A 16079-nucleotide genomic window follows, 5' to 3' on the forward strand; every position below is an offset into this window, starting at 1 on the left:
GCCACGAGGGGCGGCCGCTTTAGTGCAGCGTCGTGGAAAGGGGGGCATAGACTCGGCTTCAACAACGAAAGTTCTGACCCATGGATCGCCAGGAAAACAAGCAGCCGTCTCTCGATCCGTATAGGACCCCCGCGCCGTCTGGGACCTTGACCGGATTGTCGGCGGACGAAGCTCATCGGCTGCTGGCTCAATACGGCGAGAACACGATTCAGGAACGCCGGGTCAGCCCGCTTCGCAAGCTCCTCTCCTTTTTCTGGGGCCCAATCCCCTGGATGATCGAAGTCGCCGCCGCGCTCTCGGCTGCGGTGCAGCATTGGGAAGACTTCGCCATCATCCTCGTCTTGCTGCTCCTCAATGCCGGCGTCGGGTTCTGGGAGGAACACAAGGCCGACAACGCCATCGAGGCTTTGAAACAGCGGCTTGCGCCTAACGCCCGCGTGCTTCGCGATGGGACCTGGCAGGATCTCGCGGCGCGGTTGCTTGTGCCCGGCGATGTCGTGCTGATCAAGCTCGGCAACATCGTTCCAGCCGACGTCGCGCTTCGCGAAGGAGACTATCTCAGCATCGACCAGTCAGCGCTCACGGGGGAATCGCTGCCGGTCGACAAGAAGCAGGGCGATACCGCCTATTCGGGCTCGGTCGTTCGTCAAGGCGAGATGCGGGCCGTTGTTACCGCCACCGGCATGGACACCTATTTCGGCAAGACCGCGCGTCTGGTGGCGACCGCGCAGCCGCGATCGCATTTTCAGCAGGCGGTGCTGAGAATAGGAAATTTCCTGATCCTGATGACGATCGGCCTGGTGGCGGTGATCCTGCTCGCGGCGCTGTTCCAAGAAACACCGCTCGTCGAGACTTTGCTGTTCGCCTTGATCCTGACGGTCGCCGCGATTCCGGTCGCGCTGCCTGCGGTCCTGTCGGTCACCATGGCGGTCGGCGCCTCAACACTCGCCGGCATGAAGGCGATTGTCTCTCGCCTCGTCTCCATCGAGGAGATGGCCGGCATGGACATCCTGTGTTCAGACAAGACCGGGACGCTCACCAGGAACGAGTTGACGCTGGGCGAGCCCGTCCTCGCTGGGGGCCAAGACCGGAAAGAGTTGTTACTCGCAGCCGCCCTGACATGCGCGCGCGAGGCTCCCGACGCGATTGACGCAGCGATCCTCGGCGGGATCGATGAGAAGGCGCTGGCCGGCTTCAAGGTCGCGCATTTTGAGCCGTTCGATCCGGTGCGCAAGCGCGCCGAAGCGGAGGTTCAGTCGGGGTCTGATCGCTTCAAGGTCGCGAAGGGCGCGCCGCAGGTCATCCTCGACCTTGCCAAGACCGATCCGGAGTCGCGGAGCCGCATCGAAAAGACCACCGACGATCTGGCCGGCCGCGGCTACCGCACGCTGGGCGTTGCCCGGTCGGAGGCCGATGGTGTCTGGACGTTCCTGGGCCTTCTGCCCTTGTTCGATCCACCGCGCGAAGACTCCGCTGAAACCATTGCAACCGCGAAACGCATGGGCCTCGACGTGCGCATGGTCACGGGCGATCACGTCGCCATCGCGCGCGAGATATCAAAGCAGCTCGGTCTCGGCGCTGACATTGTTTCGGCCCGGGAGGTATTTACGCATGAAGGCCACGACGGCGATGGGGCGCGGATCGAGGGCGCTGACGGTTTCGTCGAGGTGTTCCCGGAGCACAAGTTCAAGATCGTGCGCACCTTGCAGCAGGCCGGACACATCGTCGGCATGACCGGCGACGGCGTCAACGATGCGCCGGCGCTCAAACAGGCCGACATCGGCATTGCAGTCAGCGGCGCAACCGATGCCGCGCGCGCCGCCGCCGCGTTGGTGCTCACCGCACCCGGGCTCTCGGTAATCACACAGGCTGCAGAGGAAGCGCGGCGCATATTCGAGCGTATGACGGGCTACGCGACTTTCCGCATTGCCGAGACGATCCGCGTGCTGTTGTTCATGACGCTGTCAATCCTGGTGTTCGATTTCTATCCCGTCACCGCCGTGATGATCGTGCTGCTCGCCATCCTCAATGACTTCCCGATCCTGACTATCGCCTACGACAATGTCCGCGTTGCCGGACAGCCGGTGCGGTGGGACATGCACCGCGTGCTGACGATCAGCACAATGCTCGGGCTGCTCGGGGTCATCGCTTCCTTCCTGCTGTTCTGGATCGCCGAGCGATATCTGGCGTTGCCCCGGCCGACGATCCAAACCCTCATTTTCCTCAAGCTTCTCGTCGCCGGTCATCTGACCATCTACCTGACGCGCAACGAAGGTTGGTTCTGGCAGCGCCCCTGGCCCAGCTGGAAACTCATCGTCGCTACCGAGACAACCCAGGTGCTCGGCACGCTCGCTACCGTCTATGGCTGGTTCGTCGAGCCAATCGGCTGGACCTACGCCTTGCTGATCTGGGGATATGCGCTGATCTGGTTCCTGTTCAACAACCTGATCAAGGTCTGGACTTACCGGATGCTCCGGAGCGGGCCGTCCTGGCATGCGCGGCACCTCGCGAGGGTCCACGGCACAGTGCATGGTCGCGAATGTGCCCCGGCGACGTGCGGCCGTCGGGTACCTGGCCAAGCCGGGAAACCTCAACCGGAGCGCGCGGCGTAAGTCCGTCGGCAACCGACGCCCAGACAGGGCGCTTGATATCCGTTGAGACGTATGAATCGCTCGTCGGCGCGGAGACGGTCGAGCGCATCCTCACCAAGGCGCAACGGCTTCGCGACCTGCACGTCGTCAACGTCAACTCCACCTACGGCGGCGGCGGGGTTGCCGAAATCCTGTCGTCCCTGACCCTCCTGATGAACGCGGCCGGCATCCGGGCCGGTTGGCGGGTGATCCAGGGGCGCCTCGACTTCTTCTCCGTCACCAAGAAAATGCACAACGCGCTTCAGGGCGGTGAGATCAATCTGAGCGAACTCAAGCGGAACATCTACGAGGAGGTCGTTTTCGAAAACGCGGTTCGCATGCATCTCGACCACGATCTGGTCATCGTCCACGACCCACAGCCTTTGCCGCTGATCGAGCATTTCCGCAAGAAGGCGCCGTGGGTGTGGCGCTGCCATGTCGATCTGTCGAACCCCCATCAGGAGCTCTGGTCATATCTGGCGCCGTTCATCGAGCGGTATAATGCCGTCGTCCTCTCGTTGCCGGAGTACGCTCAGAAGATCACATCGCCGCAACGTTTCATCATGCCGGCGATCAAACCTTTCTCGACGACGAACAAGGAACTGTCGGACGCAGAGATCGACGAACGGCTCAGCTATTACGATATTCCAACAAATCGGCCACTCATTGTTCAGGTCTCACGCTTCGACAAATGGAAAGACCCGCAGGGCGTGATCGACGCCTTCAGGATTGCTCGGAAAGAGGTGGACGCGACGCTCGTGCTGGTCGGCAATGTCGCGACCGACGACCCAGAGGGCCAGGAAATCTTTGAATCCGTGTAGATGCGGCGAGGACCGCATCTGGATTCTGTCCGTCCAGGACTCGGCCCTCGTCATCGCCTTGCAACGACGCGCCACTGTCGTGTTGCAGAAGTCGATCCGAGAGGGCTTTGGTCTCACAGTTACCGAGGCGATGTGGAAGGTTACCCCCGCCATCGGCGGCAATGTCGAAGGCATCCGCCATCAGATCGAGGACGGGGTGAACTGCTTTCTCGTCGACCGCATCGGGGAAGCTGCTGAGCGGATCGTCCAAATCCCTAAAGATCCGGAGCTTGCGCGAATGCTTGGCAAGAAGGCGAAAGAGACTGTGAGGGAGCGCTTCCTGATGACCCGGCTGATGGAGGAGTGGTTGGACCTCGTCGGCTCGTTCGAACCGGACTTTCGATTGAAGGGAAACTTGGCTGCGTAATGCGGTGGAGATGAGACGGGCCGAGGCGGTTCGATGAACGAGTTCCGTCGGGACAGGACCAGCGGCGAGTGGGTGGTCATCGCGCCGGAGCGTAGCCGTCGCCGGCAGCAGTGGCATTGCCGCAAGAATGAGGACGATGCGATTCCTAGGTAGCACCGCTGATCCGGCAGCCCTTTCTCTTTGGCGAAGCGGGCGTCAGGCCGCATGTCGACATCCCCTGGCAAAGTCGCCCTGGGCGCGCGCTTCGCTTCGTCCGGACCCCGTCCACGATTGCAGCAGTTCCTGATCGATTCCCGCTAGGTCCATCAGCTTGTCGGGTTCCAGGATGCTGAGGCGCCGGTAACAGAATTTGAGAATATCCGCATTCGCGAGGTCGCGCAGCACCCGGTTGACATGAACGCCCGTCAGGCCTGTCGCATCCCCGATATGCTCCTGCGTCACTGGCAAATGCATTTCCTCGATCTGGTACCCAGGCCATCCTGCCCGGGAACGGACAAACAACTCAAGCAGGAGGCGGGCAATCCGTTCGTGTGCCGAACGTCGACCGATACTGGTGAGGTGATCGAATGACAGGCTGCGTTCCCGCGCCATCAGCAAGGCGAGCCGCAGACCTAGGTCGGGTTGGTGCTGCGACAAATGGCCCAAAGCCTTGTGTGGAATCACGCAGACGACAACGTCCGTCAGCGCTTGCGCGCCAAAGGTCATCGGCGCGCCGAGCGGCGAATTTAGGCCCAGCATAGCACCGGGCAATGCGAAATCGAGAATCTGCCGCCGTCCGTCGGCGAGAATTGTGTAGCGGAACATCCACCCATCGATGAGATTGAAGATCGCGTCACAAGGTTCCCCGAGGTTGAGGAGATCCTGACCTGCCTTGAGGTATCGGTCATTGGACCGGTACCCGGAAATAAACTCCACCGTGCCAGCGCTGTAGCCCGCGCAAAGACCGTCAACGCGGGCTTGGCACGTTTCACAATCGACGCCAGCGCTTTTGGGTGTCCTCATGATATTCGCCATCGCTGCGTCTCCCCGAATTGAAGCCAACCCAAATTTTGACGTGACCAGTGTGTCTCTTCGACAGCACCGGTTGCACGTCGACCTTGAGACGCACGCGCGCCCAATGGGGATGACCTTCGCTCACCCCAGCACACCACAGACGCGGTGACGGCGGAACGATTACAGTGATTCTCCGACGGGTTCGCCAAGGGGGGCGTAAGAGGAGCGGTGAATAGAGTGCATCCATGGCTGCATCTGACCGACACGGTCACGAGAATGGGCCCGCGCACTGGGTCCGAACCGATTTCATCTGCTTTCCCGGTCATGTCGTGGCCATCGCGCCGCTACCCGGCTGACACATCGCAAGCGAAGAAATCGAGCTTTTGAGCCCGGCCGCTTCCCGCCTCCGATATCTTGACCAACACACGGAAGTTTAACCCAAGGCAAAGATTTGGTCCGCCGTCGCGGGCATCGTTCGACAATTGGAAACGCGGCGTGCTGGCGAACGCTCTGTTACCTGAAGAGCGCTAGCTCGGGCAGAAATGCAGATCGGAAGCGCGATCGTGGACCGATCAAGATAGACGTGGCGTTTTCACATGAAGAAGACTGAGATGCGGCAGATGGAGCATCAGTCCGGACCTTTGGGCGCCGCTTGCATGACCGATGAAGGGCAGTGGCAATGGAATGGCTTTTGCAGAACTGGATTTGGATACTAGTCGGTGTCGCCTTTGTTGCCTTGCATATGTTCGGGCATGGTGGCCACGGCGGTCACGGAGGACATCGCGGCGACCGCTCTGACGGTCGGAGTACCGATCACGGATCAGCGGAACGGCGCGACGCGGATGCATCTTCGGCGCATCGGCATTAGGAGACGCGCGCGGGACGCAGGTCTTCGCCCCCCGAGGAACTAATTGGAGCGCGCGATGTTGAACACGAAACTGGTCGCTTGGTCATTGGGCATCTGGACAACCATCACGTTTTTGGTTTGCGTGATTTACGGACTGGTCACGCCGCAAAGCCTGCGCATGAGCGGATTTCTGGAAATGATGCTGCCCGCCTTCAAATGGCTCACCTGGTGGGGTTTTCTGCTCGGCCTGGTCGAGGCCTTCCTCTATGGTGTCTACGCCGGTCTCGTCTTTTGTCCGATCTACAATTTGCTGCACAGAAGATGGGGCGCACGGCCAACAATGATGCCGTTTGGCAGATCGTACAGAGATTGAGCCTGTTGAGACGCCCTGTTCTTCCCGGTCGCGATTGCGTCATATGGTATTTCCACCAGCAAATTTCCGACTTGCGAGGCCGATGACGTTGGCGCTGTTCAATTGGGGCTGGTTCAAACGGCTCCGAATACAGCGGGGGACGGGGGGCTCTGTTGCGGCGAGGACTGAGTACACGTTTACATCAATCAAGCTCGATTTCGAGCATATGTCGATGAAGTCCGGGATCGCACCACTCAGGCTTCGGAGGGCATCACCGAGATTAAACAGGGAAAGCTGGTCGAGACGACCCGCGCAAGCAGTCGAAAATCAGTCTGTTCGACGTCGGGACTGCAGCGCGCTGCGTGTATGGTCTGGCGCAACGGCACCACCGTCCGCCTTGAATCCGCATCAAGACGAAGAGTTCTGCGATAGGAGAATGAATTATGGCATCACAGCAAGGAAAGATCCGGGTCGCGCTGAACGGTTACGGTGTAATCGGCAAGCGAGTCGCTGACGCCGTTGCGAGCCAGCACGACATGGAACTTGTCGGCATCGCCGACATCGAGACAGACTGGCGGATGAGGACGGCCCTTAGGAAGGGATTCAGGCTCTTTGCGTCGCTAGAGGATCGCGGCGAAGCCATGAAGAGGGCGGGCTTGGACGTGTCCGGCACGCTCGACGACCTCCTGAACGAGACCGACGTGGTGGTCGACTGCACTCCGAAGCCGATCGGAGCGCAGAATGCCGAGCATTACCGTACACGCGGGGTGAAGTTCATCGTACAGGGGGGCGAGAAGCACGAGGTGACCGGGCATTCGTTCGTAGCCGAGGCGAGCTATGCAAGCGCGCTAGGGCAGATGGCCACCCGGGTTGTCTCCTGCAATACCACCTCTATCGTGCGCACCTTGACGGCTCTAAAGCACGCCGGCCTCGTGAAAAGGGCAAGGGGTACCGTCATGCGGCGCGCGACAGACCCGTGGGAAAGCCACAAAGGCGGGATAATGAACACTCTCGTTCCAGAAAATGAAATACCGAGCCATCAAGGCCCAGATGCCCGGACGGTCGATCCCGAGCTTGATGTCGTGACGATCGCCGTGAAGGTGCCAGAAACCATCGCGCATCTGCACAGCTGGTCCGTGCAGTTGACGCGCAACGCGTCAAAGGAAGAGGTAATCGACGCATTCCGTCAGTCTTCTCGGATTGCGCTCATCCGGATGAGCGATGGCTTGACGGCGCTCAATACAGTCAAGGAATTAATGGCCGACGTCGGACGGCCTCGCGAAAACCTTTACGAAGTTGCGCTATGGGAAGACCTGGTGGCAGTGCAGGGCGATGAGGTCTTCTATGCCTACATGGTCGATAATCAGGCGATCGTAATTCCCGAGACCATCGACGCGATCCGTGCACTTACCGGTCGTGAACGCGACGCAAGCGCTTCAATCGCCTTGACCAACGCCGCGCTGGGTATCGGCGCGCTGTTGTCCTGAGACCTCACGCCTCGCTCATTGCAAGGCTGCACTTCCCATGGGCCTTGCAGGCGTTGCGCCAGAAACTTGCTGATGCGTTTCTGGCATCCTTTGACCCCTGGTCCAGACACCAAAGTGCGGGAATCATGGATCAAATTGAGCATTTCACGCTACTGGTCAGCGCAGGCGCCATCTGGGTGCGCCCATGCCGCAGGAAGATCATCAAAGCCGATCACAAGCTCGTCGACCGCGAGCGCGCCGGAGCCCAACCTGATGTCGATCCCCGCCGCCCGGAGTTTTTGGGCCGCAGGACCGCCGATGAAACCCAGGACAAGCCGATGAACACCGGTTTTCAGGATCAGATCACACATTGCGTCGGGCGTGTCATCCTCCCTTGCGCGAAACTCGCGAGAGCCGTTATCGGGATCGATGATGAGGAGGCCGTCGCATTTGCTGAAGAACGGGCACAGCACGGTTCCCTCATGCGAATGCGTGACCAACAATGCCGTCCGGGCCGACGGTTCTGGACGACTCAAAGCCGAGTGTGACATCCCTTCCTCGCTTGCTAAATATTTCCGGTTTGGAAGAACACAGATGAGACGAGTCTCAAGCTGCAATCCTTAATCCCGATCAAATTGATCATGGGTGCCGCGGCAGCGAAGTACAGAGTTCCAGGATTGGCCATTGCTGCCATGGTGGCTGACACCTTCTCTCGAGCGAATGTGCCGGCGGTCGTACCGGCAGGCCAACGTGGTCGTTCGCGCCTTTTGGGCAATTCTTGTCACTCCGCTATTCCTGCGCCTTGCCGACCCTGAGCAGATCCTTGAACTCCATCGGGAATGGAAAGACGATCGTGGAACTGCGCTCACTTGCGATGACGTTGAGCGTGGAGAGATAGCGCAGTTGCATTGCTTCGGGCTGCCGTCCAAGGATCTGCGCCGCCTCAAGCAACTTTTGCGCGGCTTGATGCTCGCCTTCGGCATTAATGACCTTGGCGCGCCGCTCGCGCTCCGCTTCAGCCTGGCGCGCGATCGCACGAACCATCGATTCGTCGATGTCGACGTGCTTGATCTCGACATTCGAAACCTTGATGCCCCAGGCATCGGTCTGGCCATCGAGTATTGCCCGGATGTCCGTGTTCAGCTTGTCGCGCTCAGCGAGCATCTCATCAAGATCGTGCTTGCCAAGGACAGAGCGCAGCGTGGTCTGCGCGAGTTGGCTCATAGCGTAGATATACTGCTCCACCTGGATGATGGCGCGCTCCGCGTCGACCACATGGAAATAGATAACGGCATTGACGTGAATTGAGACATTGTCACGCGAAATAAGGTCCTGGGTTGGCACATCTAGGACGATCGTACGCAGGTCGACGCGAGCCAACGTCTGTAGAAATGGAAAGACGATAATTAGTCCTGGGCCTTTGACGCCGGCGAAGCGGCCGAGGGTAAAGACCACAGCTCGCTCATATTCGCGCAGGATACGAATCGCGCTCGCCAAATACACTGCGACGATGGCAATACCCACGATCCAGACGATAGAGTTGCCTGTCAGGGCAATCGAATCGGCTGTCATAATACGTTCCTTTCCCGAGTTGTTCGTGAGGCCTGTCGTTGCCCACGGTCGCGCAAGCTAGGGCGCCGCCCTGGAGAAATCTTTGATGGAGATTGAACTCCAAGACTGCCCAACGTCATGACTCCGATCGGCGTTCAGCAGGAGCGACCGGAAAGTTTGCGAACCGACCGAAGCCGGAAGTCGCCCGACGATTTCAAGCCGGACAGGACACGAACTGATCGCCTTGAACTACTCTTGATCCACAGCGAGAAGAATGGGTCCGGGTCGGCGATCTTCCGTGCAGTCGGGGCGCGTGGCATCAGGTGCAAGCTTGGGGTCGTTGAAAAAGTCGCACCGTTCTGATTCATGTGTGGACGACCCCTGTTGGGCAAGGGGAAAATTGACGCGTTGATCTGAGCCGGGTCAGGTTCATTCATGTGTCCGGCCTATTCGCGCGGCGCAAAAGGCCGCTGGCCATGATGGTGTCGGTGGACAGGATCCTCATCACTGTGGCGCGCTATGATGCGCGGTGAATCACTCAGGTTGTTCCCATCCCCGGCAAGCCCCGGATAAGCATCACGCGTGTCGTTCTCTCCTGCCCAAACTGGTTTACGCGTTCAGGCGATCTTCGGCCCTGCGCGATAATTTTCGTTCCGCACCATGACCGCCCAGGCGATCCGCGCCATCTTGTTGGCGACCGCGACTGTCACCAGTCTCGCTGGCTTTCGCTCGAGCAGTTGATTTGCCCAGATGCTGATGGTCGTTGCCTTGCGGCGGGTGTAGCGGACGACGGCGGTTGCACCGACGACGAGGAGATGGCGCAGATAGCGATCTCCCATTTTCGATATCGCGCCCATCCGCTCCTTGCCGCCAGAAGAATGTTGCTTTGGCACGAGCCCCAGCCAAGCGGCGAACTGGCGACCCGACCGAAAGATGCTGGCGTCGCTGACGGTCGCAACGAGCGCGGTGGCGGTGATGAAGCCGATACCGGGAATCGTCTCCAGGCGCTGGCACGCGGCGGTGGCGCGATGCCAGGCCATCAGTTCGATCTCGATCTGACGTATCTGTTGGCTCAATCCATCGATCATGCCGGCGATCAGCAGCAGCGTTTGCCGCGCCAGTTCTGGTATCGCTGCGTCGCCCGCTTTGAGAGTGTCGATGAGTCCGCGGACATGAGCGCAGCCTTTAGGCGCCACGATCCCGTACTCGGCCAGGTGCGCGCGTAGCGCACTGACCTGGGCGGTCCGCTGCCGGACCAGCAGGTGGCGCGCACGATGTAACATGAGCACGCTCTGGGCATCCGCCGACTTGATCGCAACGAAGCGCATCGTCGGTCGCCTCACCGCTTCGCAGATCGCTTCGGCATCGGCCGCGTCGTTCTTGTTCCGCTTCACTAATCACGAGGTGCCCATAATGCGGAGGAGCGCTGCCTGATTGGCAGATTTCCGCCGTCTTAGGGACCGGTTGCTTTGCATTATTCCGTGCCGAACCTCTGCGGGTCAATCGACCAACAGAGGAGCCGCCAATGCCGGATAACCGTCACGAACTCATCGCTGCGCTCAATTTCTCGCTTGTCAGCCAACGATACAGCCCGGTCGTGGTGAGGAACTACTGCACCTACGCATCGGGATTTCTCGATGATCTGGAACAGCGGGGCATCCCGGTCTCGAACGCGACTGACGTGCAGGTTGAGCGATATCTGCGGCACGTGATCGCTCTGTTCGAAAAGCAGCGTGGTCGACGCCCCAGCGCGCGCTGGCACGAGGTTCCACGCTCCGGCATTCACGCGCTGCTCCGGCTTGTTCACGGCCAATGGCCACCAGCTATCGAGCCTACTTGCGCGGCCGATGAGGTCCGATTTTCAATCTGCGCCGAATACGAAATCTGGCTGCGTGAGGAGCGTGGGTTGGCTCGCGCGAGCATCGCAGCGTTAATATGGGAGGCCCGGAACTTCCTTGCCTGGCAGTTCGATCACGGAATCGACGGCTTGGCGGGTCTGAGCGTCACTGACGTTGACCGTTATATGGATTTGCGCGCGCCGAAACTGACGCGCTGCTCGCTGAAGTCCGTGGCGGAACGGCTTCGCTCACTGCTACGCTACCTCCACATCACAGGTCGCGTCGCGACGGACCTGTCGGGGCACGTGATAGCGCCAATGCTATATGCATATGAAGGAGTACCTTCGGTCCTCGACCGCGGACAGATCATCGCCGTGCTGGAGAGTGCCAAGAGGGACAAAACACCGGCAGGGTTGCGGGACCATGCAATCCTGCAACTCCTTGCGATTTATGGATTGCGGTCAGGCGAGATCCGCCATCTCCGGATCGAGGACATCGACTGGCGAACGGAAACCATCCACGTTCGTCACAACAAGACGCGAGCCAGCACATTGCTGCCTCTGCTTGCGCCGGTCGGCGAAGCGGTACTTGCCTATCTGCGTTCTGGGCGTCCCGAGACCGACACCAGGGAAATCTTCATCCGCACGCGTGCGCCCTATCGCATGCTCGACAAGCTCTACAGTGCGGTTCGCCGGCGGCTCCGTGACGCTGGCGTCCAACCGCCTGGTAAGTGTGGCCCCCATATCTTCCGTCATGCACGCGCGGTCGAAATGCTGCGGGCCGCTGTTCCTCAAAAGGTCATCGGAGACCTGCTCGGACACCGTTCGACAGGATCGACAGCGCCCTACCTCAAGCTTGCGACCGAAGACCTCAGGGCCATTGCGCTCGACGTGCCGGGAATGGAGTTGCTGCCATGAGCGCCCGCTGGCCCGATCCCGACCGCGCGATCATTGACCGCTTTGTTGCGAGCCTTGATCTGCACAGCACGAAAAGCCGAACCGGCTACGCCCAGGTCTTGCACGGCTTCCAGGATGTCGCCGAACGTTACCACGTGCTCGATCAGGAGGTGCTGCTGGTCTGGCTTCGAGAATCGGCCGTGCGCCGAGCGTCGGCCACGCTCTTGCACCGCACCCGCATCGTTGATCGGTTCCTCGAACGCCTGGTGGAAATCGGCGCGCTCCAATGCAATCCCGTCGCCGACCTGCGCGATGAATGCAGTATCAAGCAGTGTATGCCGATCTGGCAGGCCTTGGCGTCGCGAGATCCGGATCAGGCTCTTGCCGAACTGCGCCAGCCCAGACCGTTCGGCAGCGTGCTGGGCGAAATGATGGTCGAGCATGTCGCGATGATGCGGCGCAGAGGATACAAATACACATCGCAGCCCCTGTTGCTCCTGCGGTTCGACCGGTTCCTGCAGTTGCATCCGGGACCGGAAGCCGAACCGTTTAGCGCCATGATCGATCGATGGGCGGCAACGAATGTCACGAGGCACCACGTGGAGGAATGTGAAAAGCTCCAACGCGTGTTCGCGAAAATCCTTCGTCACCGCGACCCGTCGATACCTATGCGGCGACCGGATCCAAGACCGAGGAAGGAGGCCGCGAAACAATGGCGAAAGCCCCATATCTACTCGCCTGCCGACGTGCGGCGGATGCTCGATGTCGCACGAAACTACCCGTCGCCGCGGGCACCACTTCGCCCGCAAAGCATGTACACCATGCTGCTCCTCGCCTATTGCGCGGGCTTGCGGCGCGGCGAGCTTGCCCGTCTCGATCTTGGTGACGTCGACCTGCAGTCGGGTACCATCACCATCCGGCAGACGAAGTTCTTCAAGACCCGCATTTTGCCGCTACCCGACAGCGTTTTAGTGGAGCTTCGGGCCTACGTCGATGCGCGGCAGCGGGCCGGTGCATCACAGGACGCGCGTTCCGGTCTGTTCTGGCACGAGCGCGGCGATGGCCATTACACGCCGGAAATGATCACGTGGCTGCTCTCCGACGTCATACGCCGCGCCGGGTTGAAACCATCGCAAGGAAAAGCAGGCCCGCGCGTGCATGACCTGCGTCACTCGATGGTCGTGAATAGAATCCTCGAATGGTACCGAACGGGCACCAATCCGCAGGATCGCCTGCCGTTCCTCGCGACCTATCTCGGCCATCGGGATATCAACTCTACCCTGGTCTACATCACCGTGACGCAGGAGTTGCTGCATTACGCAAATGAGCGGTTCCGGGCAGTTGGCGCACAATGCCTCAGCCTGGGACAGGAGGCGCAGCCATGAGCAAGGCCGACCCGTTCCCGAACCTGCTGCGCGCGTTCTTCTACGAATGGCTGGTCGAGCAGCGTAACGCGTCCATCCATACGGTTCGATCATACCGTGACACCTGGCGTCTGTTACTGCGGTTCATCGCGCAGCGTGCTGGAAAGAAGGTGGCTACGATCACGCTGGCCGATCTGGCCGCCAGCGAGGTTGCCGCGTTCCTCGGTCACGCCGAACACGAGCGCGGCGGTACGATCGGCACGCGCAACTGCCGGCTTGCCGCGATCCGGAGCTTCTTCCACTTCGTGGCCACCAAGGATCCCGCGTCGATCGCGCAATGCGTCGAAATCCTCCATATCCCGATCAAGCGGGCTCCGCTGGCGGAACCGAGCTATCTGGATCCGGCGGAAGTGACGGCGATCCTCGCTCAGCCAGACCGTTCGACCGTTGAGGGCATGCGCGATCATGCGCTGCTCTCGTTCCTCTACAACAGCGGCGCACGAATACAGGAATCGCTCGACCTGTGCCCCGAAGCGATCCGGTTCGAAAGCCCGAACTGCGTGCGCCTAATCGGCAAGGGGCGGAAGGAACGTATCTGCCCGCTCTGGCCGGAAACAGCCATGTTGCTGAAGAAGCTGCTTGAACGGCAACCACGGGCGCCGGACCAGAGACTGTTCGTCAACCGCTATGGGGAGCCGCTCAGCGCCTCAGGGGTCCGCTTCAAGCTCGCCGCCTACGTGAAGGCAGCGGCCATAACCGTGCCATCACTGCGGGCTAAGCATGTTACGCCCCACGCCTTCCGACATGCCACCGCCGTGCATCTCATCTCAGCGGGCGTCGACGTTACAGTGATCCGAAGCTGGCTCGGTCATGTGAGCCTTGATACGACCAACCACTATGCCCGGGCCAATCTGGAAACAAAGCGAAAGGCACTGGAGAAGGTTGCCGTTCCGAACATGCGCGGCGGCCAGCCATCGTGGAAGCGCGATGCAAGTGTGCTCGCCTGGCTGGACACGCTCTAAGATAATGCGGAGGAAACATGGACAGAAACGGCGGAAATCCGCCAATCAGGCAGCGCTCCTCCGCATTATGGGCACCTCGTGATTAGTGAAGTTATGCGCACCTTCGCATAATTTTACATAGGCCTTCACATAAGCGGGCGGCATCAGCTTCACCTCATGGCCCAGGCTTTGAAGCTGTCGCGCCCAGTAATGTGCAGTCGCGCACGCCTCAATGCCAATCAGGCACGGCTCAAAGCCGCCAAGCACCGCCAGCAGCTGATCCCGCCGAACCTTCCGGCGCAATACCGGCTGCCCGGCGTCATCGACCCCGTGAAGCTGGAAAACGTTCTTGGCGATGTCGAGGCCAATCGTGGTAATCTGCATGCGGACGGCTCCTTCCCGTTGATGGTCGCTGACAGCATCATCCTGGCACGAATCGATGCCGTTGGGTCGGGGGCCGTCCACCTCATCACTGTGTCGAGGCAGTGGGAGATGGCATCATGCTTGGTCGCAAGGAGCGGGGTCAGCTTGAGCTTTTCATTACGGGGTCGCTTCGTCAGCTGATCCCGGACGATCATGTCCTGGCGCGGGTGGACCGGGTTCTCGATCTGAGATGGCTGCGCGACGAGGTCAGCGACCTTTACTGCGCTGACAATGGCCGTCCCGGTATCGATCCCGAGGTTGCGGTCCGGCTGATGCTCGCCGGGTTCCTGCTTGGTATCGTGCATGACCGCCGGCTGATGCGCGAGGCGCAGGTGAACCTGGCGATCCGCTGGTTTTGCGGTTTCGCGCTACATGAGCCGTTGCCCGATCATTCTTCGCTGACGCGCATTCGTCAACGCTGGGGGGCAGAGCGTTTCCGCCTGATATTCGAGCGCACGGTTCAGGCCTGCGTCGCGGCCAGGATCGCGACCGGGGAAGTCGTCCATATCGACGCCTCGCTGATCCGAGCCCATGTCAGCTGGGACTCGCTGGCTGTTCGACATGTCGAGGCGGTCACCGAGGCGAACGACGAAACGCTTTTCGACGATCGCAAGAAGGGCAGGTCAAAGAAGGTTTGCGTCACCGATCCCGACGCGACCATGGCGACCAACGGCCGCAACCGCCGACTTGAGCCGGCCTACAAACAGCACACCGCCGTGGACGATGCCGCCGGCGTCATCGTCGATGTCGAGGTTGCGACCGGTGAGGAGAACGAGGGTATGGCTGTGGCCGCACGGCTTGATGCCATCGCCGCAACGACCGGCGCGGCGATGGCGGTTGCCACAATGGATGCCGGTTATGCCTATGCCAAAGTCTTCCGCGCGCTTGAGGATCGCGAGATCGAAGGTGTGGTTCCGGCCAAGGCCGAGCCGCCGCCGGGCAAGGTCATTCCCACCCGTCGCTTCAAGTTCGATGCGCGTCACAACATCGCTCGCTGCCCGAGAGGCAAGATCCTGCACCCCAGGGGCAAGCTTCAGCGCGGAGCGTTTCAGCATTTTCATGCCAATGCCAAAGATTGCGCGGCATGTCCGCTCAAAACCCGCTGTGTCAGCCCGTCACGTTATGGCCGTGTGGTCGTGTTCAATGTCAATCACCCATCATTGCTACGGGCGCGGCGTAAACGGTTACGGTGGGGTGAGCGAGAAGAACGGCTCTATCAGCGTAACCGTTGGCGGGTCGAAGGCGTCCATGGCGAAGCCAAAACCTGGCATGGTCTTGCGCGTGCCGTGCGGCGCGGCCTCGATAACATGCGCATCCAGGCATTCCTCACCGCCACCGCGATTAACCTCAAGCGGCTCGCAGCCGCCCTGATTGCGCTGATTTACGTGGTTTTGAACACCCATACGCGCCGGAAATTGCTGAACAGCTTCGGTATCGCTTGATCGTGCGGTCCAGTCGCAAAACTCGTGACATTGGCAGGCCATCCGCCGC

Annotated in this window: 14 protein-coding genes and 1 pseudogene; 10 read left to right on the forward strand and 5 right to left on the reverse strand. The window is 60.5% G+C overall.

The annotated features are described in order from the left end of the window. The first annotated feature begins 80 nt into the window (after positions 1-80). From PP1Y_RS17540 to PP1Y_RS26185, 3 genes are read left to right on the forward strand one after another with little or no spacing between them, the layout of a single operon-like run. Positions 81-2612: a plasma-membrane proton-efflux P-type ATPase gene (locus PP1Y_RS17540; RefSeq protein WP_013833415.1), complete on the forward strand. Its 2532-nt coding sequence runs from the start codon at positions 81-83 to the stop codon at positions 2610-2612. A 32-nt stretch (positions 2613-2644) separates the two neighbouring features. Beyond that, positions 2645-3451 (forward strand): group 1 glycosyl transferase, encoded by an 807-nt coding sequence (locus tag PP1Y_RS26180; RefSeq protein ID WP_013833416.1) that lies wholly within the window; start codon positions 2645-2647, stop codon positions 3449-3451. Then, a complete protein-coding gene (locus tag PP1Y_RS26185; protein ID WP_198409097.1) occupies positions 3402-3857 on the forward strand; it encodes a glycosyltransferase in 456 nt (151 codons plus the stop codon). The genes PP1Y_RS26180 and PP1Y_RS26185 overlap by 50 nt, the downstream gene beginning before the upstream one ends. A gap of 195 nt (positions 3858-4052) precedes the next feature. Here PP1Y_RS26185 and PP1Y_RS17550 read toward each other — a convergent pair whose 3' ends face one another. Continuing rightward, positions 4053-4871 (reverse strand): Crp/Fnr family transcriptional regulator, encoded by an 819-nt coding sequence (locus tag PP1Y_RS17550; protein ID WP_148274999.1) that lies wholly within the window; start codon positions 4869-4871, stop codon positions 4053-4055. 658 nt (positions 4872-5529) lie between these two features. Between PP1Y_RS17550 and PP1Y_RS26635 the strand changes: the two genes are divergently transcribed. From PP1Y_RS26635 to PP1Y_RS17560, 3 genes are all read left to right on the forward strand, one after another. Next, a complete protein-coding gene (locus PP1Y_RS26635) occupies positions 5530-5718 on the forward strand; it encodes a DUF2933 domain-containing protein (protein WP_083835219.1) in 189 nt (62 codons plus the stop codon). Positions 5719-5773: 55 nt separating this feature from the next. Continuing rightward, on the forward strand, positions 5774-6070 hold the full coding sequence (locus tag PP1Y_RS17555; protein WP_013833419.1) for a DUF5676 family membrane protein: 297 nt from the start codon (positions 5774-5776) through the stop codon (positions 6068-6070). 422 nt (positions 6071-6492) lie between these two features. Next, entirely contained in the window at positions 6493-7536 is a 1044-nt protein-coding gene (locus PP1Y_RS17560; RefSeq protein WP_013833420.1) for a type II glyceraldehyde-3-phosphate dehydrogenase, read from the forward strand. Positions 7537-7685: 149 nt separating this feature from the next. On the opposite strand, the gene PP1Y_RS17565 is transcribed toward PP1Y_RS17560, so the two are convergent. The 3 genes from PP1Y_RS17565 to PP1Y_RS17580 form a co-directional block, all read right to left on the reverse strand. Further along, positions 7686-8015, reverse strand: coding sequence for a NifB/NifX family molybdenum-iron cluster-binding protein (locus PP1Y_RS17565; protein WP_041558958.1), 330 nt, complete (start codon positions 8013-8015; stop codon positions 7686-7688). Positions 8016-8304: 289 nt separating this feature from the next. Then, entirely contained in the window at positions 8305-9087 is a 783-nt protein-coding gene (locus tag PP1Y_RS17570) for a slipin family protein (RefSeq protein WP_013833422.1), read from the reverse strand. Positions 9088-9683: 596 nt separating this feature from the next. Further along, positions 9684-10460 carry an IS110 family transposase gene (locus PP1Y_RS17580; RefSeq protein WP_013833423.1) on the reverse strand — a complete coding sequence of 259 codons (777 nt, stop codon included), beginning with the start codon at positions 10458-10460 and terminating at the stop codon, positions 9684-9686. Positions 10461-10591: 131 nt separating this feature from the next. Here PP1Y_RS17580 and PP1Y_RS17585 point away from each other — a divergent pair, with 131 nt between their 5' ends. Genes PP1Y_RS17585 through PP1Y_RS17595 form a run of 3 tightly spaced genes read left to right on the forward strand, consistent with a single transcriptional unit; the run spans position 10592 to position 14186 of the window. Beyond that, on the forward strand, positions 10592-11821 hold the full coding sequence (locus PP1Y_RS17585) for a site-specific integrase (protein ID WP_013833425.1): 1230 nt from the start codon (positions 10592-10594) through the stop codon (positions 11819-11821). After that, positions 11818-13185 (forward strand): tyrosine-type recombinase/integrase, encoded by a 1368-nt coding sequence (locus PP1Y_RS17590; RefSeq protein WP_013833426.1) that lies wholly within the window; start codon positions 11818-11820, stop codon positions 13183-13185. The genes PP1Y_RS17585 and PP1Y_RS17590 overlap by 4 nt, the downstream gene beginning before the upstream one ends. After that, on the forward strand, positions 13182-14186 hold the full coding sequence (locus PP1Y_RS17595; RefSeq protein WP_013833427.1) for a site-specific integrase: 1005 nt from the start codon (positions 13182-13184) through the stop codon (positions 14184-14186). The genes PP1Y_RS17590 and PP1Y_RS17595 overlap by 4 nt, the downstream gene beginning before the upstream one ends. A gap of 66 nt (positions 14187-14252) precedes the next feature. On the opposite strand, the pseudogene PP1Y_RS17600 reads toward PP1Y_RS17595, so the two are convergent. Next, positions 14253-14549: pseudogene (locus PP1Y_RS17600) on the reverse strand (IS110 family transposase); the annotation flags it as partial. Between the two features lie 116 nt (positions 14550-14665). On the opposite strand from PP1Y_RS17600, the gene PP1Y_RS17605 reads away from it, so the two are divergent. Further along, positions 14666-16030: an IS1182 family transposase gene (locus PP1Y_RS17605; protein ID WP_051010057.1), complete on the forward strand. Its 1365-nt coding sequence runs from the start codon at positions 14666-14668 to the stop codon at positions 16028-16030. Positions 16031-16079 lie beyond the last annotated feature (49 nt).

Origin of the sequence: Novosphingobium sp. PP1Y (assembly GCF_000253255.1) — a bacterium.
Taxonomy (GTDB): domain Bacteria; phylum Pseudomonadota; class Alphaproteobacteria; order Sphingomonadales; family Sphingomonadaceae; genus Novosphingobium.

What these genes read in the sequence shown, in the direction of transcription:
- PP1Y_RS17540 (WP_013833415.1), top strand. Translation starts at nt 81, where the DNA reads ATGGATCGCCAGGAAAACAAGCAGCCGTCTCTCGATCCGTATAGGACC.
- PP1Y_RS26185 (WP_198409097.1), top strand. Translation starts at nt 3,402, where the DNA reads ATGTCGCGACCGACGACCCAGAGGGCCAGGAAATCTTTGAATCCGTGT.
- PP1Y_RS17550 (WP_148274999.1), bottom strand. Translation starts at nt 4,871, where the DNA reads ATGGCGAATATCATGAGGACACCCAAAAGCGCTGGCGTCGATTGTGAA.
- PP1Y_RS26635 (WP_083835219.1), top strand. Translation starts at nt 5,530, where the DNA reads ATGGAATGGCTTTTGCAGAACTGGATTTGGATACTAGTCGGTGTCGCC.
- PP1Y_RS17555 (WP_013833419.1), top strand. Translation starts at nt 5,774, where the DNA reads ATGTTGAACACGAAACTGGTCGCTTGGTCATTGGGCATCTGGACAACC.
- PP1Y_RS17560 (WP_013833420.1), top strand. Translation starts at nt 6,493, where the DNA reads ATGGCATCACAGCAAGGAAAGATCCGGGTCGCGCTGAACGGTTACGGT.
- PP1Y_RS17570 (WP_013833422.1), bottom strand. Translation starts at nt 9,087, where the DNA reads ATGACAGCCGATTCGATTGCCCTGACAGGCAACTCTATCGTCTGGATC.
- PP1Y_RS17585 (WP_013833425.1), top strand. Translation starts at nt 10,592, where the DNA reads ATGCCGGATAACCGTCACGAACTCATCGCTGCGCTCAATTTCTCGCTT.
- PP1Y_RS17590 (WP_013833426.1), top strand. Translation starts at nt 11,818, where the DNA reads ATGAGCGCCCGCTGGCCCGATCCCGACCGCGCGATCATTGACCGCTTT.
- PP1Y_RS17595 (WP_013833427.1), top strand. Translation starts at nt 13,182, where the DNA reads ATGAGCAAGGCCGACCCGTTCCCGAACCTGCTGCGCGCGTTCTTCTAC.
- PP1Y_RS17605 (WP_051010057.1), top strand. Translation starts at nt 14,666, where the DNA reads ATGCTTGGTCGCAAGGAGCGGGGTCAGCTTGAGCTTTTCATTACGGGG.